This window comes from Chitinivibrionales bacterium, assembly GCA_035516255.1.
GTDB lineage: Bacteria > Fibrobacterota > Chitinivibrionia > Chitinivibrionales > FEN-1185 > FEN-1185.
Genome location: DATJAL010000029.1, coordinates 21,853 through 48,237, shown reverse-complemented (window position 1 = coordinate 48,237; position 26,385 = coordinate 21,853). Strand labels below are relative to the sequence as shown.

The following is a 26,385-nucleotide window of genomic DNA, read 5'->3' as shown; positions in this document are numbered from 1 at the left end:
AGGTGGACCGCAGGGTGCGCTGGAGCGCATTGCCAGCCGAGCCCGGAAGGAGACCGGCCCGAGCCCGAGGTTTACCGAGGGTGAGGGGAACGCCCAAATCCAATTTATTTTCATTTTACATCATGTTCACCGGATCCACATCAATCGCTAGCCTCATCGATTTTGGAACCCTTATCCCCTGCCGTACCGCCAGCACCGCTTCCTGCAGCGCCTTCGGCGACGCCGCCTTCAATAATAAATTATACCGGAATTCGTTTTTGAGTTTTGCAATCACCGCCGGCGACGGTCCAAGCACCGCCGCGGGATTTTTTAAGGTCTTTTGTGCGGCGGCGGCCGCAGAGAGCAACAGCGTCCTGACCGCATTCGGCTCCCTTCCCGACAGCACGATGCGCACGAGCTTTCCGAACGGCGGATAGCCCAGCGCCTCGCGCGCCGCAATTTCCCTGTTGTAAAATTCGAGGTAATCGTGGTCCCGCGCGGCGCAGACGGCGGGCTCGTCCGGGAAATAGGTCTGCACCACCACCTCGCCGAGGCGGTCGGCCCTGCCCGCGCGGCCCGCCACCTGCGAAAGCAGCTGGAAGGTCTTTTCCGCGGCCCGGAAGTCCGGGAAATGCAGGCCGATGTCGGCCTGCAAAACGCCCACGAGCGCCACGCCCGGGAAATCGAGCCCCTTTGCCACCATCTGCGTGCCGAGCAGGATGTCCGCCTCGCGCTTTTCAAACCTGCCGATGATCGAAACGTGGCCGCCTTTTACGGCCGTGGTGTCCTGGTCCATGCGGATGATGCGCGCCTGCGGGAACTGCGAGAAGAGGTACTCCTCGGCCCTCTGGATGCCGGTGCCCTTGAACTTGATCTGCTCCCCTTTGCAAACCGGACACGCCGACGGCGCCGGTTCCTCCCTGCCGCACTGGTGGCATTTGAGCCTAAAGTCGCTTTTGTGGTAGATCAGGTTGACCGAGCACTGCGGGCACGTGTAGGTGTGGCCGCAGTCTTTGCAAACAAGAAACGTGGAAAACCCGCGCCGGTTGAGCAGCAGGATGATCTGGCGGCCGCCGTCGAGCGCCCTGCCGATGCGGGCGCGCAGGTGCCGCGACAGCAGCGTCCAGTTGTTGTCGCGGTGCTCTTCGCGCATGTCAACAACGGTCACGGCGGGGAGCACCGCGCCGCCGAAGCGGTTTTGCAGGGTGAGCAGCCGGTATTTGCCGGTCTGCGCGTTGTGGTAGCTCTCCAGGCTCGGCGTGGCGCTGCCGAGCACCGCGACCGCGTTCTGCAGCCGCGCGCGCATCATGGCGACGTCGCGCGCGTTGTAGCGCGGGTCAAGGTCGCTCTGCTTATAGCTCTGGTCGTGCTCCTCGTCCACGATGATGAGGCCGAGGCCGGCGACCGGCGCCAGGATGGCGCTGCGAACGCCGATGGCGAGCCGCTTGCGGCCGGTGACCAGCGCGTTGAGGCTGTCGCGGCGCTCGCCGTCGCTCATCCTGCTGTGGATCACGGCGATCACGTCGCCGAGCGCCTGCCGGAAGCGGGCGATGGTCTGGGGCGTGAGCGAGATTTCAGGCACGAGTATAATGACTCCCCTGCCCGCGGCCAGGGCGCGCCTTGCAAGTTCGATGTACACGTGCGTCTTGCCGCTGCCGGTGATGCCGTGCAGCATGAAAGGCCCGGACTTTTCCGAAAACCCCCGGCTTACGGCCTCCACCGCGTCCTGCTGCTCCTGCGTAAGCACTATGTTGTAGCCGCCGAGGCCGCCGGCGAGCTCGGGCGCCTCGCGCAGCACGGTCCTCTTTTCCTTGACAAGTGCGCCTGCTTTGCACAGGGCGGCGAGCAGGTGCGGCGCCACCTTCACTTCCTGTTGACATACATTTCCGGTCAGATCGCCCTGAAAGGCGGCAAGCCGCGACAAGGCTTCTTTTTGTTTTTGTGTTATTCTCTCGGGCGCAGCAGATGCAACGCGATACACCGTGACGGTCTTGGGCCGCACGGTCACGTAGTTCTTCCGAACAAACGGCCTGAATACCCGTCCCAAGTCGCATTGGTAATACGCCGCGATCCATTCGTACAATTTTATCAGCGAGGAGTCCGCGTCACTCCAGGCGTCTTTTTTTATCTCGAGGACCGGCTTGAGATGCGAATGCGCCGACGATTCCTTGAGCCGCACGGCCACACCCCACACCCTTCTGTTGCGCAGCTCAACGAACACCGGCATTCCGGGGGTGATGTCCTGCCGCAGGGGCTCGGGGATGTCGTAATCGTAAACCCCGGACACGGCCATGGGAAACGCGACGCAGGCGACTTTGTATTGAGGGGAGGACATGGCAATTTCTTGTTTTGTCAATTCAGAAATTTAGTGGATGATTTTCGATACTTTTTCTGGCACCATGAAAATACACATTTTTCCCAAAGACAGGTATGAGTTTATGGATGGAAGGCGGATGGTGAGACGTGGTTGGCGTTGAAAGTTGAACGTCGGGGGCTGAATGTTGAAAGAAAAAGCGAATACAATATCAAATACAAACGGAGCTTGACAAATCGATTTTTTTTATCGCCGCGAAGCGGGATACCGCTGAGGTTTCAAGCTGAAAGCAGGGAGTTAAGCATAAGCCAGATTTTAAAATAATCAGCATCCCATTAAAGTGCGGACGAAAAGGCAAATGCAAAATCAAACAGGTACGGGGATTGACAAATCGCGAGCGTTGGGCAGGACTGGAGGCCGCGCAAAAGCGCGGTGCTGCCCGGCCCTCGCCGCAGGCCCATAGGGGCCGTGGCAGCCCGAGCCGAAGGACGACGACCCTTGTGACCCTTGGAAATCCCTGACGAGGGAGAAGCACCCGAAGGGGTGGACCGGAAGGACGGCCGACCCTGGTTGTAGGGGCGAAAAATTTTTCGCCTCTACAACCAGGGGGACGCCCAACTTTTTATAGTCTTAAAGAGATTATTCATACCGCAGCGCATCAATCGGATTGAGGGCCGCCGCCTTGCTTGCGGGATAAAAACCGAAGACGATGCCGATCAGGGCGGAAAACCCGAACCCGAGCAGCAAAGACCACCCCGAGATGGCCACGGGCCATCCTTGACTTTTGGAAATGATCCACGACGCGCCCGCGCCCGCCACCATGCCGATGATCCCGCCCATGAAGCTGAGCACGAGCGCCTCAACGAGGAACTGCATGCGCACGTCGCGGCCTTTGGCGCCCACGGCCATGCGGATGCCGATCTCGCGCGTGCGTTCCGTGACCGAAACGAGCATGATGTTCATGATGCCGATGCCGCCCACGAGCAGCGACACGAGCGCCACGCTCGCCAGCAGGAGGCTCAGCGTCGCCGCGGTCTGGTTCGCGGCGTTGCTGATGTCGGTCTGCGTGCGGATGGTGTAGTCGTAGCCGTCGCCCTGGCTGCCCTTCCTGCGGTCCATGAGCGTCTGGTTGATTTCCTGCCTGGCCTCGTCGGTGGCCTCGGCCGTGACTGCCGATGCCATCAGGTTTCCCGCGTAGGTGCCGCCGATGAGTTTCTTCTGCACCGTTGAGTACGGCGCGATGACGCAGTCGTCCTGATCCTGTCCGGCCGCGTTCTGGCCTTTACCTATAAGAGTCCCCACCACGATGAAAGGCAGGTTCTTGATGCGGATGGTCTGGCCCACCGGGTTCGCGCCCTCGCCGAAGATGTTGGTGATCACGGTCTGGCCGAGCACACACACTTTCACCGCGCCGCGCTCGTCGGCGTCGGTGTACATCGCGCCTGCCGCGAGGTCCCAGTCGCGAATCTTCAGGTAATTGGCGTACGCCCCGAAAATGGAGGTGCGCCAGTTCTGGCCGCCCGCCTTCACCTGAGCGCTCGTGCGCGCCATGGGCGTGCTGTAAATCACGGCCGGGCACTGCGTCTTGATGGCGACAGCATCCTCCTCCGTGAGGCGCGAGGCGGTGCCCGCCTCCGAGCGCACGCCGCCCGCGGTGAACGCGCCGGGGAAAATCAAAAGAAGGTTGGTGCCGAGGCTTGCTATTTGCGCATTGATCGCATTGCGGGCGCCCTGGCCGATCGCGAGCACGGCGATCACCGCGGCCACGCCGATCACGATGCCGAGCATGGTGAGGAACGACCGCATCTTGTTGCGGTTGATGGAACGCGCCGCCATGCGCAGAATGCTCAGAATCCTCATGTGCTAGCTCCTTGCCGCGGCGGCCAGCTCGGCCGCAGCGCTTCTCGGCGCGGTCACCGGCGTGTCGGCGATGACGGCGCCGTCGCGGAACACCACGTTCCGTTTTGTATATTGCGCGATGTCCTGTTCGTGGGTCACAATCACCACGGTGATGCCGCGGGCATTAAGCCCCTGGAACACCGACATGATCTCGACGCTCATGTGCGTGTCGAGGTTGCCCGTCGGCTCGTCGGCGAGGATCAGCACCGGATCGTTGACAATCGCGCGCGCGATGGCCACGCGCTGCTGCTGGCCGCCGGAAAGCTGGTTCGAGAAATGGTGCGCCCGCTCCTTGAGGCCCACCGTTTCAAGTGAGGCGAGCGCCCGCCGGTGCGATTCGCGCGATGAGACCGTATTGTTGTAGAGCAGCGGCAGCTCCACGTTTTCGATCGCCGCGGTGCGCGAAAGCAGGTTAAACGACTGGAAGACGAAGCCGAGCTTGCGGTTGCGGAGCACGGCGAGCTCGTTGGGGGGCAGCTTCTGCACCTCAATGCCGTCGAGGGTGTAGGTCCCCTTCGTGGGAACGTCGAGGCACCCCAGGATGTTCATGAGCGTTGATTTGCCAGATCCGCTGGCTCCCATGATCGCGATGAATTCTCCTTTGTGAATGTCGAGATCGACACCGTCCAGCGCCCACAGGGTGGTGTCGCCCATGACGTAGGCCTTTGAAATGCCGCGAAGAGAAATGATCGCTTGAGACATAGGTATTCCTGAAATTCGTTCTAACTCACCCCTTACTCCCCTCTCTTTTAAGAGAGGGGAAATCCGAAGGAAGGGGTGCGTTAGAACCTTCTCCCCATTCCCGGCGCTCCGCCCATGCCGAATGGCTGCGCGGCGGTCTTGGACTTGTCGCCACTGATGGTCGCCACAATGACCGAATCGCCGGGCTTCAGTGCTCCATCAACCTCCACGAAACCGCCGTTGGAAAGGCCGGTCTTGACACGCACGAATTTCGGTTTTCCCTCGGCCAGCACGAACACATGTCCCGCGTTTTCATCCGCCGCACCCTTCCACTGCCTGTGCCGTGTGGTATCGCCCATGCCGACGGCGCCCCCGGCCCAGGCGTGCTGCCGCTGCGCCCCGGTGTCGCGGGCAGCGCCGGCGGACTGCCGTCCCGCGGCGCTGCTGTCACGGCCCGCGCCGTGCCTGCGCCATTTGCCCGCATCGCCCATGGGCGGAAAAAACTTGAGCGCGGCGGTGGGCACCATGAGCACGTCTGCGGCCTTCTGGACCACGACCGTGACATTGGCCGTCATGCCGGGCAGCAGCGACATGTCTTTATTGTCAACGTCAATCATCACGGTATAAGAAACCACGTTCTGTACCGTGGCGGGCTGGAGCCGTATCTGTGAGACGGTGCCCGTAAAGGTCCGTGCCGGATACGCGTCAACGGTGAACGTCGCGGTCTGGCCGACCTTTACCTGGCCGATGTCCGCTTCGTCAATGCTCGCCTGCACCTGCATGCGGGAGAGATCGTCGGCGATGGAGAAAATCGTGGGCGTGTTGAAACTGGCCGCCACGGTCTGGCCCACGTCAACGGCGCGGTTGATCACCACCCCGGTGATGGGCGACCTGATGGTCGCGTAATCCAAATCGACTTTTGCGCGGTCAAGCGCCGCCCGTGCCGAGACGAGCGCCGAAGCGGCGGCCGCGGAATCGGAAACCGCCTGGTCGAGGTCGGCCTGCGCCACCAGCCCCTTTGCAAATAGGGCCCGGGTCCGCAGCGTCGTCTGCGTGGAGAGCACCATCTGGGCCTGCGCCTTGAGAAGGTTCGCGCGCGCATCAACGACCTCGGCGTGCAGCAGCAACGTGTCGAGGAGGGCAACCACCTGCCCTTTTTTCACCCGCGAATTGAAATCGGCGAACAACCGCGCCACGGTCCCGCTCACCTGCGTGCCCACTTGGACGGTGACGAAAGGATTGAGCGTGCCGGTGGCGGTCACCTGCACCGTGAGGTCGCCGCGCATGACCGCTGCCGTGCGGTACGACGGGGGCTTTTCCCGCTTGGAAAGAAACATCCAGGCTCCGGTGGCCACGGCAAGCGCCGCAACGACCAGAATAACGATCCAGCCCTTCTTGGACATGAGAACTCCTTTTCTTATTGCAAGCCCATTGCGGCCAAAAGTTTTGCGTGGCCCGTTCTATAGTCATACAGCGCCTGGGCATGGCTGCTTTTCGCATTGGCGAGCGTCACCTCGGCATCCGTGACTTCGAGCGACGCCGCCGCGCCCGCGGCAAAACGCTCCTGGGCGAGCTGCAGAGACTGCTGCGACGATTCGATCAGTTTCTGCGTGGCAATGATGCGTTCCGCGGCCTCCGCCTTGCTGTAATATGCCTGGTCCACCGCCGACAGCGCGTTCTGGACGTTTTCGTCGAGCGTCGCCTTTGCCTGATCATAAGACGCCTTTGCGGTCTCGACGGAAGCGACAAGAAAACCTCCCTCGAAAATGGGGACCGAAAGGTTCACCCCCACGCTCCAGTTCTGGTTCCAATCCGATGCGTAAACATCCCTCGACCCGTAACCGGCGCCGGCCGTGGCGTTAAGGCTGGGAAACAGCGCCGTTTTCGCGGAGATCAACTGCAAACGCGCCGCTTCCAACCGTGCGCGCAGCGATACGAGCTGCGGCAGGGAATCACCGGCGATGGCGTGGGCGCGCTCCCTGGTTATGTCCGGCTCGAGCGCGACAAGGCTGTCCGTAAGCTCCAGCGAATCGCCGAGACCGACTCCCGCCGCGACCTCCATTTGCACTTTTGCAAGTCTCAGGCCGTTCTTTGCCGTAATCACGCTCACCGTTGCGTTCGCGACAGTAGCCTCAGCCGCGGTGACCGTATATTTCGGCTGCTTGCCGATCTCGAAAAGAATTTTTGCCTGATCAAGATGCGCCTGGGCCTGCGAAAGCGCATCGAGCGCGGTTGCGAGAAGCATCTGCGACAGCAGGTAATTGAAATAAGCCGTCTTGGCGTTGAGGACAACGGACTGCAGCGAACTTATGGCGTCTTCCCGAGCCGCCGCAATAAGCGTTGAACCGGCCCGGGTTGCGAAATACGACTTCCCGAAATCCCAGAGAAGCTGCTGGCCCGATATGCCGGCAGAGTAATTGTTATCGTAAACGACGCCGGAAAACGGCGGCGAAACCTGCGCCATGGAGCGGCCGGCGCTCGCCTGGCCGTTTACCTGCGGCAGCAAACGGGATCTTGTCGAATGCAACGAGGCAATGTTGGAAGCGACTTCCGCATTAGCAATGCGCATCTGCGGGTTTTGCTTTTTTGCCAATTCAATGTATGATTGCAGGCTCAACGAAGACGTTTGTTGCGCGAAACCCTGTTGAGAAACCAAAAGCCCTATAGCAATCGAAAAATATTGATAGACACGTCGATTTTTCAATATGCATCCCTATTTGTTATTTTTTTTGCGCCTATTTGACTATTATGGTATAACTGTCGTTACATAATATTTTTGTAGTTGCCCTATCTGTCCTTTGGCAACATTGAGACATGAAAAATATAACGGGACTAGTCGGACCTGTTAAAAGGCATGATTTTATTTGAACCGTTCTTTCCCCCAGATTTTCGCTTTGACGGCTCTTCAAGCGCGCGTTTTTCCTCCTGCGTGAGGGAATCCATGCCGTGTTCCGATATTTTCTTCAAAATGGGATCAATCACGTTCTCATAAAATTCCCTGTCCGCATTTTTTTGACGCCGCTCGGCATTGCGCTTCGCGGTTTCGACCCTTGCCTTTGCGGCTTCGAGAAAATTATTGATTGTGGGAAGTCCCTTGACATAAAGAAATCCCGCCGCTATGCCGCCCAAATGTGTCAAATGCGAAATGTTTCCCACGGACTGCATTGCGCCAAAAAGTGAAATGGCGCCGAAAATAATGACCGCAACGATCACGTTGACGGGAAAGAGAAAGAACAGCAGGATCTTGCGGCGCGGGAAATACAACGCATACACCGTGAGGAGCGCAAGCACCGCGCCGGATGCGCCGATCACCGGCGTCCCCCACATCACCGGGCTGAACACGGTCAAAAGGCTTGCGAGTCCGGCAGCGGCGCCGGCGAGAAAATAGAATGCCACGAACCTGCGCGTCCCCCACAGCTCTTCGAGCTCTGCGCCGAACATCCACAGCGTGAGCATGTTGAAAAGCAGGTGCATCGGCCCGGATGGATCATGAAGAAAAAGATAGGTGCCGAGCCGCCACACCTGAAATTGTCCGAATGTTTTATACGGAGCAAGCTCAAACCATGAAGTGAGTGCCGCACCGATTCCCGGCAGAAGCTGCAACACCCACACCGCCACCGTGACGGCGATCAGAATGCGCAGGCCCTTGGGAAACGACGGAGCGGCGTATTCCATCATCGGGGTTTTTTGGAAAGGTGCCTGAGCACGCACGCGGGAACAAAAGCGCTCACGTCGCCGCCGAGACGGGATATCTGCTTAACCATGGAGGAATTGAGAAAGGTGTATTTCGCGCTCGGCATGAGAAACACGGTCTCGGCGTTCTCGTTGATGTTCCTGTTTGTAAAAGCCATCTGGAACTCGTATTCGAAATCTGAAATGGCGCGCAGGCCGCGGATGAGCACGGTCGCCTTGTGCTCCCTGAGGCAGTTGGCGATGAGGCCGTCGTAGGCGATCACCTCGATGTTGTCGACGTGACCAAGCGCCTCCGTTGCCATGGCGAGCCGCTCCTTCGGTGAAAACAGCGGGTCCTTGCCCGGGTTTTCCGCGACAACGGCGATCACCTTCTTGAAGATCTTTGCCGCTCGTACCGCGATGTCGATGTGGCCGAAGGTGATGGGGTCAAAGGTGCCTGGGTATAATGCGGTTGGCATAGATAAAATCCCTCCTTGAATAAAAAATATGTCTTTGCAAAGAGGCGGGGTATGGAATTGAAGATGGGGAAGCATTCACGAAAAGATAATAAAAAAAAAGCTGGGCGCCCGGCGCTGGCAATTGGATAACTCCCTGAATGTTATCGTTGCGTGTCATTCCCGCAAAAGCGAGAATCCATGTTCAAATTATTGACGATTTCATCAGGTACGATTTATCAATGATCTAGCTTGTTGATGTTTGCCCAATTTTCTTGATAGCATCGCTGCGAGTAGGACGGATAATTCAGTGGCTAAGATCATAAGCAAGTACAGTCCGACAGGCGCCATGCCAATTGAGAAGAAGTCCCAATTGGCAATACCTGGAATAAGCGCCAGTAAATTAATTAAAATGACTCCGGGCAGATTTATTATTCCAAAACAAATGACCATAACCGTCCAACTCCTTGGCTCGAAAAAGAATAATGTCCCGGATTCATCTATTTTCATTGCCAACAAGCACAAAATTACGGACAAAACAAAATGTCCGCTCAGAACGATCCAAATTTTTTTCATAAAAGCCCCTTATTTATAAAAGAAGGCCTATAAAACTTTTGTTATGAACTCCACCGCCGTATCCCCGTAATTCCTCACCTCAACGTCATATTCCGCAGGTGACAGCTTATCGCCCTGGGATACTGAACTTTTCTCCCGTTCATACACTAGCATTCCCCCTTTGGAAAGCCGCTTGCACAAGTCAGGCACCAATTCTGCCAGCGCCGTATCCTCATACGGCGGATCAAAAAAAATGACATCATAAAATTTGTCGCAGGTCGCCGGAAAATTCCGGATATCCTTGGTGAAAACGCGGCACTTGTTCGTGATGCCAAGTTCCCCACACATACGGGAAATGGCCGAGGCCCTCCGCCGGTCGCTTTCCACAAAATCAACGGAGGCCGCGCCGCGGCTGATCAGTTCGATGCCGAACGCGCCGCTGCCGGCGCAAAAGTCCGCGGCGGCCGCGCCGGGGATCCGTTCACGCAGCGCATCGGCCACGGCCCGGCGCACGCGCTCCTGCGTGGGGCGGAACCCCTGGCTGCTTTTGTCAACCGTAATGTACCTTCGGGAAAGCGTTCCGGAAACGATGCGGAGTTTCATGGAGGGCCGCCGGGCCGCTACTGGCGCGTGGTGACGAGCACCTGCGACTCGATTTTCACGCTCGCGGGCGACAGCGCGCTCACCGCGAGGCGCTTGAACGCGCACACCTGGCCGGCCTGGCGCATGCGCAGCAGGAACTTCACGAAATTCTTGTACGGACCCTGACCCGTCCACTGGTAGAGCTGCCGCGAATAGGCGCCCACCGTCTCCGACGACACCCGCGCCGGCGCCTTGACAATGGTGATTGCGTTCTCCTTTGCCAACTTCGTCATCTCACGCAGCGCGGCGGGAACCTCGCCGGCCACGGTAAACGGCGGCACGATGAGCGAATCGGCGGGGGAAAGGCCGAAATCAACCGTGCCGGTAACTGTGAATTTAAAACCGCCCGCGGCGCCGGGCGTCACCACGGTGAGCGGCTTGGGAAGCAGCGAAACCTTCTGGGCCTTCAGGGACGCGAGCATGCCCTGCACCAGCTCCTTTGACGGTGCGATGCCCGCCGCGTATACTGCCTGGAAATTGTTTGCCTCGAATGCGTGCAACCCGACGCCCGGCGGAACCGTTCTGTCAAGAAGCTCGGCCACGTTCGCCGCGAACCGCATCTCGTAATTGATCTTCTCCGTGATCGAAAGCTCCGCGTAGGGGATCCGCTGCGCGGCGCCCGGCAGCGCGCGGCGCTCGCCGGCGACTTCCCTCACCACGTCGCGCACGAGGCTGCTATTGACGGATGCAATAACCGGCGCGGCATCCTGTTTTTCGGCCGTTTTGGGCGCGGGCGTGATCGCGGCGATCATCGCGGGCCCCCACATCCAGAGCGCGGCACCGGCGGCCCCCACCGCGACAACGATCACGGCGATTAGGAGAATTTTCCCCACGGCCGGCCCCGCATGCCGAGAAGGCCCCTTGAGAAGGTTGATGCGGATCATGCGGCACCCTCCGCCGCGGCCCTGAGCGCAAGGCCCACCGCTACGGTCAGATACGGAATGCATTTCCGGAGATCGGATTTTGGAATGTCAACGGTCGAGCGGATCGCCCTGAACGGGTCGAGCACCCGGGCCACGCCCATGCGCGAGCACACCGATTCGGTGAAATCGGGGTCGGCGAAAATCGGACCGGTGAGATAGATCGGCGGCCGTCCGTGCACCGAGGCAAAGCTCTGGGCCATGGTCTCGAGCATCTGGCTGCCATAGGCGTCGGGCGACGACGCGTGCCGCGCCGGTTCCATCACGTCGAAGTCGGCGAAGGCGCCGTTCTTGGTGAGCACCAGCCGCGTCGACTCGCCGTTGCCGTGGATGATGACGGCGGGCGCCGACATGGCGTCGGCGTAGTTCGCCTCGAAAACGTCGATGAGCGCGAATATGTCGATGTCGACCACGGCCGGCGACAGTTTTCCCGCCTTTACAAGAGAAACAAGCTTCTGCACGCTGCTGCTCCGGTAGGCCACCGCCAGGTATTGCTCGGTGTCTCCTTCGCGGGCCATGGGCTCGAAATCAAAGGAGTATTCGCCGAGGCCGCCGATGAGGTGCTGGCCGAGCTCCCATTCGAGCGCGCCGCGCACGTCGTTTTCGTCGGCGTCGAGGGTGAACTTCTTCACTACCGCGTATTGGGCCGGCACTGCCACGGCCGCGTGCTGCCCTTCGCACTTCATCTGCGCCGCGACTTTCTTGAACTTTGCCCTGAGGGAGGTGATGATATCGTCGGATGGGTCGGCCTCGTCGAGCGGGCTGATGATGATGCTGGCGTTCACCACAGTATTTTCCGACGCGGAATACTGCGCGATGCTGATGTTCTCCTTTGTCAGGTCTATGCCGCTGACGCAATCCCCGCGGTCCGCCATACATCTCCATCGGTTAAACAAGGCCATTGCCCCGCCGTTTACTTCTGCGGGGCATACCATAAAATAGGTGATTGCTTCTCTTAAAGTAAACCCGAAGCGCCGGGCGCATGCTTTCGTCTTCCCGCAGGCCGTCCCCGCAAAAGGCCCTATTGCTGTCCGGACTGCAGGATCTCCTTGAACGTGTCGACCATCTTCGGGTCAAACTGCTTGCCTTTGCCGGCCACCAGTATCTCGAGCGCCGCCTGCTGGGAAAGCGAGCGGCGGTACGGCCGGTCGGAAGTCATGGCCTCGTAGGCGTCGGCGACGCTCAGGATGCGCGCGCCGAAGGGGATGTCCTCCCCTTTTATGCCGTCGGGGTATCCGTTGCCGTCGTAAAATTCGTGATGATGGAACACCATTGGCACCAGCGGCCGCAAAAAAGGCACGTCGGCGATGATGTTCGCCCCGAGCGACGGGTGCTTCTTGATCTCATCAAATTCGGAGGGCGTGAGCCTGCCGGGCTTGTTGAGGATGAGCTCGCTCACGCCTATTTTTCCGATGTCGTGCAGCAGGCCGGCGTACTTGACGTTTTCGATCTCCGCGTCGGACAGGCCCAGGTGCTTGGCGATCACCACCGTGTATTTCATCACGTTCTCGGAATGGCCGTGCGTGTAGCGGTCTTTGGCCTCGACCGCCAGCGCAAAGCCGCGCACCGTCTTGAGGTAGTTGTCGCGAATGTTCTGGTAGAGCCGTACGTTTTCGATGGAGATGCTTGCCTGCGACGCGAGCACGTTGATGATTTCGAGGTCAACGTTCGAAAACGGATTTTTTTCCCTGTTGCGGATCAGATTGAGCACGCCCACGGTGCGCTGCGGCGTCTTGAGCGGGAACGCGATATAGCTGCGGATGTTGTCGGGCAGCGGCGGGAACTCGCGGAACGCCTTCGGTTCCCCCGATTCCATCACCATCGGCTCCTCGTTTTCGGCGACCCACTTCGACGCGCCGGTGAACAGCGCGTTTTCCCAGAATTCCGGGGAATGGCGCGCGGTGCTTTCGGCCATGATGAGGTGTTTCGCCTCGTCGAAGAACATGAGCGAGCCGCCGTCGGCCTTTGCGATCTTCACCGAAAAGTCGAGCACCTTGTGGTTGAGTTCGGCTAGCTGGTAGGTCGAGGCGAGGATCTTGGTGACCTCGTGCAGGGACACGAGCTTGGAAAAGAGCAGGTTCTCCTCTTCGAGCTGCCGGTTGACAAGCGCGCGTTTGATCTTTTCCGCGATCTCCTCGAGGTGGAACGGCTTGGTGAGGTAATCGAACGCACCGAGCTTGAGCGCCTCGATGGCGGTGTCGAGGGTGGGAAACCCGGTGGTCATGACCACCGGCAGCGAGCGGTTGTACTCGCGCACCCATTTGAGGAGCTCCACGCCCGACATCCCCGGCATCTTGATGTCGGAGAGCACGAGATCGATGGCGTTCTCCTTGATGAAATCGATGGCCGCCTCGGCCGTGCCGACGCAGGTGACGTTGTATCCCTTCATGCGCAGGAACTGCCCCACGATGTCGCAAATGGATCGTTCGTCGTCGACAACGAGAAGATGGATGTCTTCGGCCTTGCCGGCATCCATTTTCTCCTGTTCATTCTGCATGGGGCCGTGTTCCTTCCACCATTTTCCTGAACGCCTCCGCGTCCGCGGGCGTGTCGATGCCGCAGCTGCGCTCGCCGGTCACCAGGCACGCGATCCGCATGCCGTTTTCGAGCGCCCTGAGCTGTTCGAGCAGTTCGCGCCGTTCAAGTTCGCCCTGCGGAAAGGCGCAGAACCGCGCAAGCGACCGTGCGGTGAACCCGTAAATGCCCCAGTGCACGAGGATACGCTTTCCCCCGCCCTCGCGCTCGTACGGAATGGGCGCGCGGGAAAAATAAAGAGCCTCCTGCCGTTTGTTAAGAACGGCCTTCACCACATTCGGGTTGTCCTTTTCTTTTATTGTAGCATGAGAGACGCAGGTTAGCAAGGAATTATCATCGAGAGTTGCGAGCTTTTCCGCGAATTTTCTCATGAGACTGCGCGGCACGAGCGGCTCGTCGCCCTGGAGGTTGACGATGTACCGGTAACGGTATTTCTCCTCCACTTCGTTCACGCGGTCGGTGCCTGAGGCGTGCCGCGGCGAGGTGAGGCATGATGCGCCGCCATAGTTCAACACGGTCTCATGGACGCGCCGGTCGTCGGTGGCGACGCACACCATGTCGAACACGCCCGACTGCTTGGCGCGGTTGTACACCCACATGACCAGCGGCAGGTTCTTGAACATGATGAGCGGCTTGCCCGGCAGCCGCGACGAGCCGTAGCGCGCGGGAATCACGCAGAGGATGCCGTCGGTCAATTTTTCTTTTTTTGAAGCCATAGATGCTTTTATCCGGAAGGATAAAAATATTGGATACAGAGTATTATTGTAGGATTATTGGAAGGAAAATTAAAGGAAAAAATATTTATTGATTGATGATCTTGGGCACGGCGAAATATCCGTTTTTCACCTTGGGCCCGTTCTGTAGTATTTTTTCCGGCGGCAGCGACGGGGTTTCCACGTCGTCGCGCATGGGGTCGCGCGAGGGCGCGATGAACGCGGTGGGTTCCACATTCGACGTGTCTACTTTGTTAAGCTGCTCCACGTAATGCAGGATTGATTTCAGCTGGCCGGCAAACGCCTCGGTTTCGGCGTCTGAGAGGGAGAGACGTGAAAGGTCGGCAATGTATTTGACGTGGGCTTTGTCGATCATCCCGCAGCGTCCCCGTTACTTGGTTACGCCTCATCCCTGCTTTCAGCCGCCCCTCTCCGCTTGCGGAAAGGGGAAGGGCTGAGGCGATGGATTAAATCTACTTCGCGCTCGTTGCGTCTTTGCGGTGATTTTTTTAAATCGGTCACGCCGATTCAAAATCCGCAAATTTGGCCATTAATTTCCTGCGCGTGCCGTCGTTGAAAAGCACGGTCATGCGCATGTCCTCGCCGAACCCGCTCAGGTTCACGACCCTCCCCTTGCCGTACAGCTTGTGCACCACGTGCTGGCCCATGCGGTACTGCACCGTCTCCTGCGAGAAATCCTCATGCCGGTATGCCGGTTCCTGCATGACGGCGGCGGTCTCGCGGCAGCTTTTCTGCCTCTTTTTTTCCTCGCGGAAAAACACGCCGCTCTGGTCGAGAAAGGTGAACAGTTCCTGGGGCACGGCCGCGAGAAACCGCGACGGCGTCATGGGAATGCAGGAGCCGAAGCGCCAGCGTTCGTCGGCATACGACACCTCGAGCCCGTCCATGGCGCGCGTGACGCCCACGTACAGGAGGCGCCGCTCCTCCTCCATTTTCGCCTCGTCGTCGAAATTCTGACGCGAGGGCAGGATGCCGTCCTCGCACCCGACCACGAACACCTGTTTGAACTCAAGCCCCTTTGCGCAGTGCAGCGTCATCATGTTCACCGAATCGTCCTTCTGTTCCCACCGGTCAACGTCGGTGGCGAGCGAGATCTCCTCGAGGAACGCCGGCAACCCCTTTTCAGGATTCTCCTCTGTCCAGACAGCCACGGCGTTCACGAGCTCGCCCACGTTTTCGATCCTCGCGTTGGCCTCCTCCGAGTCCTCCTCCTCGAACACGGTGAGGTATCCGGTGAGGGACAGCGCCTGCGTGAGGATTTCGTGCGGCGATTCGTTCTTCACTATGAGATCGGCAAGCAGGGAAAAAAGTTCCTTCAGCTCCAACATGCCCTTCTGACCCCTGCCGTAGGCGGCGGTGTCGTTTTCCCCGAGGATGGTTTCAAGCAGGGATTTTCCGCGCTCCCGGCTGCGCTGCATCAGCAGTTCCTTTGACTTGTCGCCGATCCCGCGCGGCGGCACGTTCACGATGCGCTCGCAACTCAGGTCGTCCTTCGGGTTCACGCACAAACGCAAATAGGCCAGGCAGTCCTTGATTTCGCGGCGCTCGTAAAAGCTCATGCCGCCCACCAGCACGTAGGGAACGCGCCGCTTGCGCATGGAGTCCTCGAACAGCCGCGACTGCGCATTGGTCCTGAAAAGCACGGCGATTGAGCAGGGCTTCACGCCCGTTTTGATATGGCGCGCCACTGCGTCGCACACCGACTCCGATTCGTGGCGGTCGTCGCGGTATCGCAGCACGGTCACGCCGCCGCCCTGGCGGCCGGTCCACAGCCGCTTCGCGGCGCGCCGGGTGTTGGCAGCTATTGCCGCGTTGGCGAAATTGAGGATTGCGCCGGTGGAGCGGTAGTTCTGCTCGAGCACGAACGTTTTGGTCGTGGGAAAAGCCTTGTCGAACGACAGGATGTTTTCCACCTGCGCTCCGCGCCATGCATAGATGCTCTGGTCGTCGTCGCCCACCACGAAGATATTGTTGTGCGCGGCGGCAAGGAGCTTGACAAGGTAAAACTGCGCGAGGTTCGTGTCCTGGTACTCGTCCACCAGCACATAGCTGAACAGCGACTGGTAGCGGGAGAGGACGCCGGCGTTGCCGCGCATTAGGTACACGCACGTGGAAAGCAGGTCGTCGAAGTCCATGGCCTGCTGTTTTGCCAGGCTTTCCTGATAGGCCGCATAGGCGCGAATGAGCTCCGAATCGAAATAACTCGCGGCCTTGCCGGCGAGTTCGGCCGGCGGAACACAGGCATTCTTGTGGCGCGAAATGGCCGACAACAACAGGCGCGGCGGCATGGTGCGTTCGTCAAGCGCGAGTTCCTTGGCGACCTTTTTGATGCAGGAAAGCTGGTCGTCGGCATCAAAGATGGAGAAGGATGAAGGGAACCCAATCTTGTCCGCCTCCCTTCGCAGGATGCGGGCGCACATCGAATGAAAAGTGCCGATCCACAGGCCCGAACACGGCAGCCCTGTGAGTTCCTCGACGCGGCGCTGCATTTCGCGGGCCGCTTTGTTGGTGAACGTCGCGGCGAAAATGCGGTTGGGCGGCATTGCCTTTTGCTGGATGAGCCACGCTATCTTGGCGGTGAGCACCCTTGTCTTGCCGGTTCCGGCGCCGGCAAACACGAGTTGCGGCCCTCCCTCGTACAGCACCGCTTCTTTCTGCACCGGATTGAGCGTGATTTGTTCCAGGACCCCAGGGCGGGAAAAAGGATTAGTCACCGCTGGACGCTCCCAGCACCTGTTCGATGGTGGTGACCCCGTCGGCGACCTTGCGCAACCCGTCCCGCCGCAGGGTGTCGAAATGACCCGTGGACACGCAGTAGTCTTTTATCTCGTCGGACGAGTGGCGCTCGAGTATCATTTTTTTTACCGTCGAATCGGGGACGAGCAGCTCGAAAATGCCGGTGCGGCCTTTGTAGCCCGTATTGTTGCACACGCGGCAGCCTTTCCCTTTGTAAATAGGAGTGTCGGGCTTGAGATGGAGCTCCTCGAGGAGCTTGGCCTCGGGTTCCACGCGCTCCTTGCATTTGGAGCATATTCGCCGTACGAGGCGCTGGGCGAGCACGCCGCGGACCGTTGAGGCGATGAGGAACGGCTCTATGCCCATGTCGAGAAGCCGGGTGAACGCGGACGCGGAATCGTTGGTGTGCAGCGTTGAATAGACCATGTGGCCCGTGAGCGCCGACTTGATCGCCATTTCGGCGGTGGGCAGATCGCGCATCTCGCCGATCATCACGATGTCCGGGTCCTGCCGCAGGATGGCGCGCAGGCCGTCGCCGTAATCGAACCCCGCCTTGGCATTGATCTGGCCCTGGCTGATGCCCTCGAGCACGAATTCGACCGGGTCTTCCATCGTGATGATGTTTTTGGTGTTTTCGAAGTGCGCATTGACACGTGAGAGCGCGGCGTACAGCGTGCAGCTTTTGCCGCTTCCGGTGGGGCCGGTGACCAGGATGATGCCGTCGGCCAGCATCACCAGGTCGTCGAACTGCTTGAGCATGTACGGCAGGAATCCCAGCATGTCAAGCGTGAGCTGGTTCTCGGCCTGGTCGATGATACGCATCACGATCTTCTCGTTGACGCCATGCTGCCGCGTCATCACGGGGAACGTCGACACGCGCAAGTCGATCTCGCGGCCCTGGTGCCGTATCTCGATGTGACCGTCCTGCGGGTGCCGTTTTTCTGCAATGTCCATGCCCGCCATGATCTTGAGGCGCGACGTGATCTGCGCGCGCAGCGCCAGCGGGATGGGATTGCGTTCCGTTAGCTCGCCGTCGACGCGGTAGCGGATCCGCACATAGTTGTCGGTGGGCTCGATGTGGATGTCGGAGGCCCTGTCGGTCACCGCCTGGCCGATGATGAGGTTGACAAGCTTGACAATCTGCTTGCCCTCCTCGTCGCTTACGCCTCCTTCCTCCTCCTCCTCCTCGCGCTTGACCACGTCGATTTCCTCGACCTGCACGTTGCCGAGGAGTTCGGACATCTGTTCAACCGGCGAGGCGTAATTTTTCTCGATGGCGGAGGTGATGCTCTTTTCCTCGGAGATGACCGGGTCGATCCCTTTGCCGGTTTTGAACTTGAGGTGGTCGACGGTGCGAAGGTTGGTGGGATCGGCCATGGCGACCGTGAGAATGCCGTCCCGCTCAAAGAGCGGGATCACCTTGTATTTCCGGGCCATGTCTTCGGGAATAAGTTTGACAAGATTCTTGTTGAAGGCGAAGTTTTCCAGCACCACGTGCTGGATGTCAAGCTGTGCAGAGAGCACGTCAACAAGCTGTTTCTCGGTGATGAATTTGAGATTCACAAGGCATTGCCCGAGCAGCAGCTTGGTCTTCTTCTGCTCCTCGAGGGCCTGGGTGAGCTTTTCGTCGTTGATGAGGCCTTGGTCGATAAGCAATTCGCCGAGGCGTTTGCGCTGGTCGAATTGTATCTGCGCCCCGAGCACGCCGGTCAGGTCGTCGTCGCTGATGTATCCGAGGTTGACAAGCACGGTTCCCAGGCTCACGCCCGTGCGCTTGTGCACCTGCAGCGCCTCCAGCAGCTGCTCGTTGGTGATCATGCCCTGGGCGATAAGGATTTCGCCGAGTTTTTTACGGCGTCGCTGCATCATCATAGGTTCAGCACCGCGATGGTTATGTCCCTAAAGGTATATCTATTATAGAATTTGATCTCCAGATTTTCCACTCAAAAAATACATTACACCGGATGAAAAACGCCCCATAAAATAAACTAGCACCGGCAAGTCTTTTGGGTCAAGCGTTTTGAAGATGGTCCCAGCCGCCCAGGTTGAGACGCGCTGATGTATTATTTTCTTTTCGCAGCCGAACACCTCGGAAAGATTTTGAAAAGACGCCGATACGCGAAACGGGCACGCCGGTTGTAACAGCGAGTCTTGAAGGATCAAACGCCGGCGAAGCGGCAAACAGGAGCTCATAATCCTCGCCGCCGTTCAGATACCAATCGCGCCAATCTCTTTTCAGACGTCCGGCAAGCCGGCGCATCGGGCCCGAGATGCAGCCGGGCTCGTCATCAAGCAAAATGCCCAAATTGTTTTCGTACGCCAGCGTACGGGAATCCTTGGAAATGCCGTCCGATATGTCAATGAGAGCGTGGACATGCCGTTCTTTTGCCAGTTCCCTCGCGATTTTGATTCTCGGAACGGGCCGGAGGTGCTTGCGCACGAGCACCGCATATTCCGCCGGGACCTTTTTAACGCTCCCCCATTTTTTGAGACACGCAAGCCCCGCGCCGCTTTCACCGGGGAACCCCGTCACCCAGAGGCCGTCGCCGTGCCGGGCGCCTTTCCGCAATAAAAGCCTGTTCCTGTTTTCTGTCCTGCCGAGCAGGGTGATGTCGATCATCCAGCACGGGCCTTTCGAAAGGTTGCCGCCGATGATGGGAAAATCCCATTTCCGGCATGCTTCATTAAGCCCTTTATAAACCCTCTTTATACCGGACAACGTTTTTCCCACAGATTGATTTTTAGGAAACACGATCTGGACAAGTGCGCTGTCCGGTGTCGCAGCCATGGCCGCGCAGTCGCTCAGGTTTATCGCCATGGCTTTGTAGCCGACCTGTTCCAACGCCATGAAGGCAAGGTTGAAATGCACATTCTCGACAAACGTGTCGGCGGTGAGGATGAGTTTTTCATTTTTGCCGCAGACCAGGATGGCCGCGTCGTCGCCGATGGGAATGGGATAACGCGGGCTTTTGGTAAAATTTAAAGAAGTCTTGAGGGAATTGAGGAGTTGATATTCAACGGATGGAAAGGACGGCTTGGGCATTGTGATACCTCGTTAGTAAATTATCAAACATGGGATGGAAGGATCAAGAAAAATTTGAACCGGGAAGAAAAAATAAACCGAGCCATCAATTATCGTCGAACCGGCGTTTTATACGGCAGTTTTTCAAGGGTAACAAGATTTCCAATCTTTTCAAATTCAGGGTCCTTATGCACCAAGACGCCCTCGACCTGCGCGGCGGTGGCGGCGATGAACGCATCGGCAAGGGAAAGGCGTGAACTCGCCTTGATGCTTCCGGCCTGAAGGGTCAGCCGCTCGGCGGATTCGATGACGGTGACGGGCAGCAATTTAACATACGCGATAAGTTCCAAGGCGGCGGAACGTCCGATTTCGCGCGAGGTAACGTAATACAACTCTGCAAGGGAGACAAACGAAACGTAAAGATTGGACTCACGCTTCCGGCCGGATTTCAGAATTTGATCCACCCTGCCGGCACCCGGCTCGTTCTGGACAAAGGCAAGCAAGGCTGAAGTATCCAGAACAAAAGTTTTATCCGCCACGTCGCCGTTCTTCCCTGCGCAGGCGGGCAAGAGCGCCGCTGAGATTGTACCGGCCGTACTTTCCTTTCAGCGTCCGCACCGGATCAACAGGAACCGGAACCACGGCAACGCCGCGACCGTCGTCAATCCATTCGATCCGGCTTTTCGGTTTTATATTATAACGACGGCGTATTGCCGCCGGAATTGCGGTCTGGCCCCGCGTGGTAACCGTGCTCATCATAATGACGCCTCCTATTACAAAGTATACATGCTGAAAAATTGAATTACAAGATTTTCTTTGTTTTTTACATGTATTACGTGTCGGCGCCAGCCCTTATTTCATCGCATCACACTTCCCCAGTTTCTCCATCTCCCTCGCGCACCGCAGCGCCCCGCCCGACAGCACGGCCGCGGGTTTTTCCCGTTTCTCAATCAACTTCAGCGCGCTGTCCCAGTTCAGGCCGCAGTAGTCCTCTTTTGACAAAAGGTAACCATGCCCCCATTCGGTCACCGCAGTGTGCAGCACGGGAAATTCCGCAAAGCGTTCGCGGGGAAGATAGATGATGGGCAGGCCGTTGATGAAGCATTCGGCGCAGGTGCCGTATCCGAGCTTGCTCACCATGACGTCCGACGAGGCGATGCAGTCTTGATACCTGTAGGATTCTTTCGAGATCATATGATAATTCCGTGGCGCCCCGGGAAGCGGATACAGCCCGAAAAATTCCCAATCGTTGAATGTTTCGAGCCGGCGCCACGAAACCGCGTCCATGCCGAAATTTCCGGTGTAAATCACGCCGATTTTCTTCTGCGGCTGTATGCCGTGATCGGCGAGCAACCGCTGGCGGATATCGGTGCCGGCCCTTCCGACGGGCCCGGTGTCGACTTTTCTTCCGAAGTACGGCATTTCGTTTGCGGGGAACATTGACAGAAGCAGATCAGCCGATGCATATTGTTTCTGAATATTTTCCAGGTAGGACGCGAATTCCGGATGTTCGGCCGCGTATTCTTCATAAATGGAATGCCACGTGAAATTGGTCGCCGCCACCGAGGGAATGCCGGCCTTTTTCGCCACGTCGAATGCAAAGGGCACGATATCGCTCGCGATAAGGCCTATGGTGTTTTCGCGGCACCATTTCACTTCCTTGTCAAGTAAAGCTTCATTGCGGTCTGCAATCGCCATATATGCATGCAGGGTCTTTTTCACGTCAACCGTTACCCCGTCGGTTTGGAAGCAGCCGCAGTCGAATTCGGCAGGCACGTGGGCAAAAGGACCTTTGACTTCCTCTTCGAAAAACTTTTTTGGGACTGTGGTGCGGAAAACGACGCTGGCCTCCGGTGAAAGCAGGTTGCATATCGCGGCCGCGCGCGACGCGTGGCCGTATCCGTGCGAGGTGATGTAATAGGCGAGTTTCATGACAAGGTTTCCTTCATTAAAATAGAATAGAGCTATTTTAGCTTCCAGTTTTTATTCTGGGCGCCTGCCGGTCGCGGCACCGGTTCTACCCCTTCGGGTACTTCCAAGGGTCGTCACTTCCGGGCTCGGCCTATCGGCCTCGTTGCCGGACCGCCCGAGTCGCCTGCGGCGAGGGGCCGGCCGCGCCTGTTTGGATACGGTATCATAGGAAAATATTGGAGCGCGGCCGGGCCGCAGCGAGGGGGAGACCTCCCCCATTAAAAAATTCTTGTTAAAGCAAATTATCCTCCTTCATTCTACCACAAAGTATTTTACTCCCGCTTTTTCCGCCGAACATATCACGGCCGCTTAGTTGTTCTGGTCTCCCTTTGCAACGACACCGCACGGATTTTCCGGTAAAAGCTTGAAATAAAAAGCCGGCGATAACGGCGTTATGGTAGTATTTTAATCACGCAACGGCAGTTGAGGAGTTACTCTTTTATGGCATCCGGCATTTCATCGATGCGCAACATCGGCATCAGCGCCCACATCGACTCGGGAAAAACCACGCTCACCGAGCGCATTCTTTACTATTGCAACAAGATCCACGCCATCCACGAGGTGAAGGGCAAGGACGGCGTGGGCGCCACCATGGATTCCATGGAGCTCGAGCGCGAGCGCGGCATCACCATCGCGTCGGCGGCCACCAACGTCGACTGGCGCGAGCATTCCATCAACATCATCGACACACCGGGCCACGTGGACTTCACCATCGAGGTGGAGCGCGCGCTGCGGGTGCTCGACGGCGCCGTGCTCGTGCTGTGCTCGGTGGGCGGCGTGCAGTCGCAGTCCATCACGGTGGACCGCCAGCTCAAGCGCTACAAGGTGCCGCGGGTCGCGTTCATCAACAAGTGCGATCGCGCCGGCGCCAACCCCTACCGGGTGAAGGAGCACCTGTGCGAGAAGCTCGGACACAACGCCGTGCTCATGCAGATCCCCATCGGGCTTGAGGACCGTTTCGAGGGCGTGGTCGACCTGGTCACCATGAAGGCGCTCTATTTCGACGGCGAGCACGGCGAGACTGTGCGTGAGGCCGACATCCCGGCCGACCTCGCCAACGAGGTTGCGGCGCGCCGCGAGGAGATGATCGACGCGGTGTCGATGTACTGCGACGATCTTGCCGAGGCGTTCCTCGAGGGCAGGGAGACGCCGGATCAGATCCGCGCAGCCGTGCGCAAGGGCACGCTTTCGCTCGACCTGACGCCCGTGTTTGTCGGCACCGCCTACAAGAACAAGGGGGTGCAGCCCCTGCTCGACGCTGTGGTGGACTATCTTCCTTCGCCCTCCGACCGGCAGTATTCGGCGCTCGACCTTGACAACAACGAAGCCGAGGCGCCGCTTACGGCGCAGGACGACAAGCCCACGGTGGCGCTGGCGTTCAAGCTCGAGGACGGGCATTACGGCCAGCTCACCTACATCCGCATCTACCAGGGGTCGCTCAAGAAGGGCGACGAACTCACCAACAGCAGGAGCGGGAAAAGCTTCAAGGTCGGCAGGCTCGTGCGCATGCATGCCAGCGACATGGAGGACATAAGCTTCGCGCCCTGCGGCGACATCGTTGCCCTGTTCGGCATCGATTGCGCCTCCGGCGACACCTTTTCGCAGGGCAACCTCAACTATTCTCTTACGTCAATGTACGTGCCCAACCCGGTGATCTCGCTCGCCATCAAGCCCAAGGACAAGAAATCGGCCGACAACATGTCAAAGGCGCTCAACCGGTTCTGCAAGGAAGACCCCACCTTCCGTTCGTTCGTGGACCCGGAGTCAAAAGAGACCATCATCCGCGGCATGGGCGAACTGCACCTCGACATCTACATCGAGCGCATGAAGCGCGAATACAGCGTTGAGCTTGTCACCGGCATGCCGCAAGTGGCGTACCGCGAGACCATCACCAAGCGCGTCGAGTTCGACTACACGCACAAGAAGCAGACCGGCGGCAGCGGCCAGTTCGGCCGTGTTGCCGGCATCATGGAGCCGCTGCAGGAAAAAGACTACGAGTTCGTCGACGAGATCACGGGCGGCGTGATCCCGCGCGAGTTCATCCCGTCGTGCGACAAGGGGTTCAAGGCGTGCCTTGCCAAGGGCAGCGTGATCGGCTTCCCCATCGTGGGCGTCAAGATCACCATCAACGACGGCCAGTCGCACCCGGTTGACTCATCGGACATGGCGTTCCAGCTCGCCGCGATCGGCGCGTTTCGGCAGGCCTACGACAAGGCGAGGCCCGAAATCCTGGAACCCATCATGAAGGTCTCCATCGAGGGGCCGTCCGAGTTCCAGGGCAACGCGCTCGGGTCGATCAACCAGCGCCGCGGCATCATCGTCAGCACCTCGGAGGACAACAACTTCTCGCGCGTGGACGCAGAGGTGCCGCTCGCCGAGATGTTCGGGTATTCCACGGTGCTGCGCTCCATCACGCAGGGCAAGGCGAATTTCACCATGGAGTTCGCGCGGTACGGCAAGGTGCCCGCGGCAAAATGCGAGGAGCTGATGGAGCAGTACAAAGAACAGGCGAAGAAACGGGCGTAACAGGAAAAAAAGAATAGCCACAGAGACACAGAGGACACAGAGAAGAAAAATGGTTTAAAGTTGGAAGTTGGAAGTTAAGAGCGCTTTGTTCTTTTCGTAACTTTCAACTTTCAATCATCAACTTCCAACTTTGTCTATTTCTTCTCCACGATCTCTGGGTCTCTGCGGTGAATTTTGAAATAAGTCATACAGAAAAAAATGGTACGGAGGAATCGATAATGGTACGGAAAGAACTGGTGAAGAGAAGCCCCCTGCGGATCCTTGAAAAGTCGGCGCATGGCGGCGCGGGAAAAGGCAACATCGGCGTGATCGCGTCCCGCAAGGGCCTCGGCAAGACCGCGTGCCTCGTGCACATCGCCACCGATCAGCTGTTTCTCGGCAGGCACGTGATCCACCTTTCCTACTCCGGCAACATCGGCCATATCGTGCGGTGGTACGAGGACATTTTCCGGGAAATCGCAAAACGGTATAAACTTGATTGCGCTATGGATGTGCATGATGATATAATAAGGAACAGGCTTGTCATGAATTTCGAGCAGGCCAGCGTCACCGTCGCGAAAATCGAGAAAAACGTCAGGACGCTCATCGAACAGGGGAATTTTTCCGTCGAGACGATCGTCGTTGACGGATACGATTTCGGCAAGGCGACGGCCGGCGAGTTCGGGGAATTCAGGAGGTTCGCCCGGGACAACGGTTTCGAGCTCTGGTTCAGCGCCACCCTCAAGGAGGACGCGACCGACGCCAAGCGCGTGCCGAAGCTGCTGGCCCCGTACATCGACGACATCGCCATCCTCATCTGTCTTGAGCCGCGGGGGGACTTCATCCACCTCAACCTGGTGAAAGACCATGATGCCGTGGTGGCGGCCGATATGCATTTGAAGCTCGATCCGCGCATCCTGCTGATCGCAGAGGAGAACCAGGCTGAGCGGACGGCGTGAGCCGAAACACGAAGCGGGTGACCGTGGTTGCTCAGATCCTACTCATAGCGGTGCTGGCGGCGGCCTCATTGACAAATGCGCAGGCACAGGGCAAGCGCACGTCCTACGCCATCCCTCTTGCCAAGCTGAGCGTCACCTACAACGACCTGACCCACCAGTTCGAGAAGGTTCGGGTATCGTTCGACAATTCCGAGGACGAGTCATACTACGTCCTCATCGGTCCCATCGACGACGACGAAATCAAGATCACCAAGGACGGGCGCCAGAAAAACGTGCACCGGGAACCGCCCGACAAGGCGTACATGATCTCCGATTTCGAGGCCGACATCCTGAACAAGGTGTGCAAGACCTTTGTCCCCACGCTCGAGACGTTCGAAAAAGACCTCCAGCACGAGCGCTGGGACCGCCTCCTGTACCTCGACTCGTTCTTCCCGCGCTTTCTCAAGGGGTTTTACTACCTCTACTGCGCGGCCCGGAACTCGCCCTATGCCCTGCCCAGGAGCATCTGCATCCCCGACTCGTTCTACGACATCTCGCTCACCTCGCCCAAATCCGACGAGCGCATCAAGATGTGGCAGACGCAGCCCGACCAGCTCGTCAAGCTCCGCATGATCTCAAAGGAGCTCATCTACCAGATCAGGGAATGGCAGAAAAAGGAGCTTGACAACCCGGGAAGAAACAAGGAGATCTCGTACGGGAAGAAATTCGAGGAGGCGTTCACCCTGTTCGTGAAGATCTATTTCAACTTCCAGCCGCTGCCCGAGGTGCCGGGGGAAGGAGAGCACTTGTAGAGTTGGGGAATGCGG

23 protein-coding genes are annotated in these 26,385 nt (G+C 58.5%); 3 read left to right on the top strand and 20 right to left on the bottom strand.

What is annotated here, in order from left to right:
- Positions 1-115: 115 nt before the first annotated feature.
- The 20 genes from priA to VLX68_08460 all read right to left on the bottom strand — a co-directional run bounded on the left by priA (position 116) and on the right by VLX68_08460 (position 22,076).
- Positions 116-2,314, bottom strand: a complete 2,199-nt coding sequence (gene priA, locus VLX68_08555) for a primosomal protein N' (protein HUI92283.1) — start codon at positions 2,312-2,314, stop codon at positions 116-118.
- A 618-nt stretch (positions 2,315-2,932) separates the two neighbouring features.
- Positions 2,933-4,153 (bottom strand): ABC transporter permease, encoded by a 1,221-nt coding sequence (locus VLX68_08550; GenBank protein ID HUI92282.1) that lies wholly within the window; start codon positions 4,151-4,153, stop codon positions 2,933-2,935.
- A 3-nt stretch (positions 4,154-4,156) separates the two neighbouring features.
- Positions 4,157-4,894, bottom strand: coding sequence for an ABC transporter ATP-binding protein (locus tag VLX68_08545; protein HUI92281.1), 738 nt, complete (start codon positions 4,892-4,894; stop codon positions 4,157-4,159).
- An 80-nt stretch (positions 4,895-4,974) separates the two neighbouring features.
- The gene (locus VLX68_08540) at positions 4,975-6,276 is read right to left on the bottom strand and encodes an efflux RND transporter periplasmic adaptor subunit (GenBank protein HUI92280.1); all 1,302 of its coding nucleotides are present in this window, start codon (positions 6,274-6,276) and stop codon (positions 4,975-4,977) included.
- 14 nt (positions 6,277-6,290) lie between these two features.
- Positions 6,291-7,490, bottom strand: coding sequence for a TolC family protein (locus tag VLX68_08535; protein HUI92279.1), 1,200 nt, complete (start codon positions 7,488-7,490; stop codon positions 6,291-6,293).
- Between the two features lie 215 nt (positions 7,491-7,705).
- A complete protein-coding gene (locus tag VLX68_08530; GenBank protein ID HUI92278.1) occupies positions 7,706-8,551 on the bottom strand; it encodes a rhomboid family intramembrane serine protease in 846 nt (281 codons plus the stop codon).
- Entirely contained in the window at positions 8,548-9,024 is a 477-nt protein-coding gene (gene coaD / locus VLX68_08525) for a pantetheine-phosphate adenylyltransferase (protein ID HUI92277.1), read from the bottom strand. Before coaD ends, VLX68_08530 begins: the two co-directional genes overlap by 4 nt.
- A 201-nt stretch (positions 9,025-9,225) precedes the next feature.
- Positions 9,226-9,576, bottom strand: coding sequence for a hypothetical protein (locus VLX68_08520; protein HUI92276.1), 351 nt, complete (start codon positions 9,574-9,576; stop codon positions 9,226-9,228).
- A 27-nt stretch (positions 9,577-9,603) separates the two neighbouring features.
- Positions 9,604-10,158, bottom strand: coding sequence for an RsmD family RNA methyltransferase (locus tag VLX68_08515; GenBank protein HUI92275.1), 555 nt, complete (start codon positions 10,156-10,158; stop codon positions 9,604-9,606).
- A gap of 17 nt (positions 10,159-10,175) precedes the next feature.
- Positions 10,176-11,081 (bottom strand): hypothetical protein, encoded by a 906-nt coding sequence (locus VLX68_08510; protein ID HUI92274.1) that lies wholly within the window; start codon positions 11,079-11,081, stop codon positions 10,176-10,178.
- Positions 11,078-11,992, bottom strand: a complete 915-nt coding sequence (gene pilM, locus VLX68_08505) for a pilus assembly protein PilM (protein ID HUI92273.1) — start codon at positions 11,990-11,992, stop codon at positions 11,078-11,080. The genes VLX68_08510 and pilM overlap by 4 nt, the downstream gene beginning before the upstream one ends.
- Positions 11,993-12,138: 146 nt before the next feature.
- Positions 12,139-13,614, bottom strand: coding sequence for an HD domain-containing phosphohydrolase (locus VLX68_08500; GenBank protein HUI92272.1), 1,476 nt, complete (start codon positions 13,612-13,614; stop codon positions 12,139-12,141).
- Complete coding sequence (kdsB, locus tag VLX68_08495) at positions 13,604-14,368, bottom strand: 3-deoxy-manno-octulosonate cytidylyltransferase (protein HUI92271.1); 765 nt, start codon at positions 14,366-14,368, stop codon at positions 13,604-13,606. Before kdsB ends, VLX68_08500 begins: the two co-directional genes overlap by 11 nt.
- Before the next feature lie 85 nt (positions 14,369-14,453).
- On the bottom strand, positions 14,454-14,741 hold the full coding sequence (gene gatC / locus VLX68_08490) for an Asp-tRNA(Asn)/Glu-tRNA(Gln) amidotransferase subunit GatC (protein HUI92270.1): 288 nt from the start codon (positions 14,739-14,741) through the stop codon (positions 14,454-14,456).
- 142 nt (positions 14,742-14,883) lie between these two features.
- Entirely contained in the window at positions 14,884-17,100 is a 2,217-nt protein-coding gene (locus VLX68_08485; GenBank protein ID HUI92269.1) for a UvrD-helicase domain-containing protein, read from the bottom strand.
- Positions 17,093-18,994, bottom strand: a complete 1,902-nt coding sequence (locus VLX68_08480; protein ID HUI92268.1) for an ATPase, T2SS/T4P/T4SS family — start codon at positions 18,992-18,994, stop codon at positions 17,093-17,095. The genes VLX68_08485 and VLX68_08480 overlap by 8 nt, the downstream gene beginning before the upstream one ends.
- 139 nt (positions 18,995-19,133) lie before the next feature.
- Positions 19,134-20,165: a thiamine-phosphate kinase gene (gene thiL / locus VLX68_08475; GenBank protein ID HUI92267.1), complete on the bottom strand. Its 1,032-nt coding sequence runs from the start codon at positions 20,163-20,165 to the stop codon at positions 19,134-19,136.
- 89 nt (positions 20,166-20,254) lie between these two features.
- Positions 20,255-20,683 (bottom strand): PIN domain-containing protein, encoded by a 429-nt coding sequence (locus VLX68_08470; protein HUI92266.1) that lies wholly within the window; start codon positions 20,681-20,683, stop codon positions 20,255-20,257.
- The gene (locus VLX68_08465; GenBank protein ID HUI92265.1) at positions 20,673-20,903 is read right to left on the bottom strand and encodes a hypothetical protein; all 231 of its coding nucleotides are present in this window, start codon (positions 20,901-20,903) and stop codon (positions 20,673-20,675) included. Before VLX68_08465 ends, VLX68_08470 begins: the two co-directional genes overlap by 11 nt.
- Before the next feature lie 93 nt (positions 20,904-20,996).
- Positions 20,997-22,076 (bottom strand): hypothetical protein, encoded by a 1,080-nt coding sequence (locus tag VLX68_08460; GenBank protein HUI92264.1) that lies wholly within the window; start codon positions 22,074-22,076, stop codon positions 20,997-20,999.
- A gap of 480 nt (positions 22,077-22,556) precedes the next feature.
- Here VLX68_08460 and fusA point away from each other — a divergent pair, with 480 nt between their 5' ends.
- The 3 genes from fusA to VLX68_08445 all read left to right on the top strand — a co-directional run bounded on the left by fusA (position 22,557) and on the right by VLX68_08445 (position 26,370).
- The gene (fusA, locus tag VLX68_08455) at positions 22,557-24,641 is read left to right on the top strand and encodes an elongation factor G (protein HUI92263.1); all 2,085 of its coding nucleotides are present in this window, start codon (positions 22,557-22,559) and stop codon (positions 24,639-24,641) included.
- A 218-nt stretch (positions 24,642-24,859) separates the two neighbouring features.
- Positions 24,860-25,579, top strand: coding sequence for a hypothetical protein (locus tag VLX68_08450; GenBank protein ID HUI92262.1), 720 nt, complete (start codon positions 24,860-24,862; stop codon positions 25,577-25,579).
- On the top strand, positions 25,576-26,370 hold the full coding sequence (locus VLX68_08445; protein HUI92261.1) for a hypothetical protein: 795 nt from the start codon (positions 25,576-25,578) through the stop codon (positions 26,368-26,370). Before VLX68_08450 ends, VLX68_08445 begins: the two co-directional genes overlap by 4 nt.
- The last annotated feature ends 15 nt before the right edge of the window (positions 26,371-26,385 follow it).

Excerpts from the sequence above, each read along its gene's own strand:
- priA (HUI92283.1), bottom strand. The coding sequence starts at position 2,314 with ATGTCCTCCCCTCAATACAAAGTCGCCTGCGTCGCGTTTCCCATGGCC.
- VLX68_08550 (HUI92282.1), bottom strand. The coding sequence starts at position 4,153 with ATGAGGATTCTGAGCATTCTGCGCATGGCGGCGCGTTCCATCAACCGC.
- VLX68_08545 (HUI92281.1), bottom strand. The coding sequence starts at position 4,894 with ATGTCTCAAGCGATCATTTCTCTTCGCGGCATTTCAAAGGCCTACGTC.
- VLX68_08540 (HUI92280.1), bottom strand. The coding sequence starts at position 6,276 with ATGTCCAAGAAGGGCTGGATCGTTATTCTGGTCGTTGCGGCGCTTGCC.
- VLX68_08530 (HUI92278.1), bottom strand. The coding sequence starts at position 8,551 with ATGATGGAATACGCCGCTCCGTCGTTTCCCAAGGGCCTGCGCATTCTG.
- coaD (HUI92277.1), bottom strand. The coding sequence starts at position 9,024 with ATGCCAACCGCATTATACCCAGGCACCTTTGACCCCATCACCTTCGGC.
- VLX68_08520 (HUI92276.1), bottom strand. The coding sequence starts at position 9,576 with ATGAAAAAAATTTGGATCGTTCTGAGCGGACATTTTGTTTTGTCCGTA.
- VLX68_08515 (HUI92275.1), bottom strand. The coding sequence starts at position 10,158 with ATGAAACTCCGCATCGTTTCCGGAACGCTTTCCCGAAGGTACATTACG.
- VLX68_08510 (HUI92274.1), bottom strand. The coding sequence starts at position 11,081 with ATGATCCGCATCAACCTTCTCAAGGGGCCTTCTCGGCATGCGGGGCCG.
- pilM (HUI92273.1), bottom strand. The coding sequence starts at position 11,992 with ATGGCGGACCGCGGGGATTGCGTCAGCGGCATAGACCTGACAAAGGAG.
- VLX68_08500 (HUI92272.1), bottom strand. The coding sequence starts at position 13,614 with ATGCAGAATGAACAGGAGAAAATGGATGCCGGCAAGGCCGAAGACATC.
- kdsB (HUI92271.1), bottom strand. The coding sequence starts at position 14,368 with ATGGCTTCAAAAAAAGAAAAATTGACCGACGGCATCCTCTGCGTGATT.
- gatC (HUI92270.1), bottom strand. The coding sequence starts at position 14,741 with ATGATCGACAAAGCCCACGTCAAATACATTGCCGACCTTTCACGTCTC.
- VLX68_08480 (HUI92268.1), bottom strand. The coding sequence starts at position 18,994 with ATGATGATGCAGCGACGCCGTAAAAAACTCGGCGAAATCCTTATCGCC.
- thiL (HUI92267.1), bottom strand. The coding sequence starts at position 20,165 with ATGCCCAAGCCGTCCTTTCCATCCGTTGAATATCAACTCCTCAATTCC.
- VLX68_08465 (HUI92265.1), bottom strand. The coding sequence starts at position 20,903 with ATGATGAGCACGGTTACCACGCGGGGCCAGACCGCAATTCCGGCGGCA.
- VLX68_08460 (HUI92264.1), bottom strand. The coding sequence starts at position 22,076 with ATGAAACTCGCCTATTACATCACCTCGCACGGATACGGCCACGCGTCG.
- fusA (HUI92263.1), top strand. The coding sequence starts at position 22,557 with ATGGCATCCGGCATTTCATCGATGCGCAACATCGGCATCAGCGCCCAC.
- VLX68_08450 (HUI92262.1), top strand. The coding sequence starts at position 24,860 with ATGGTACGGAAAGAACTGGTGAAGAGAAGCCCCCTGCGGATCCTTGAA.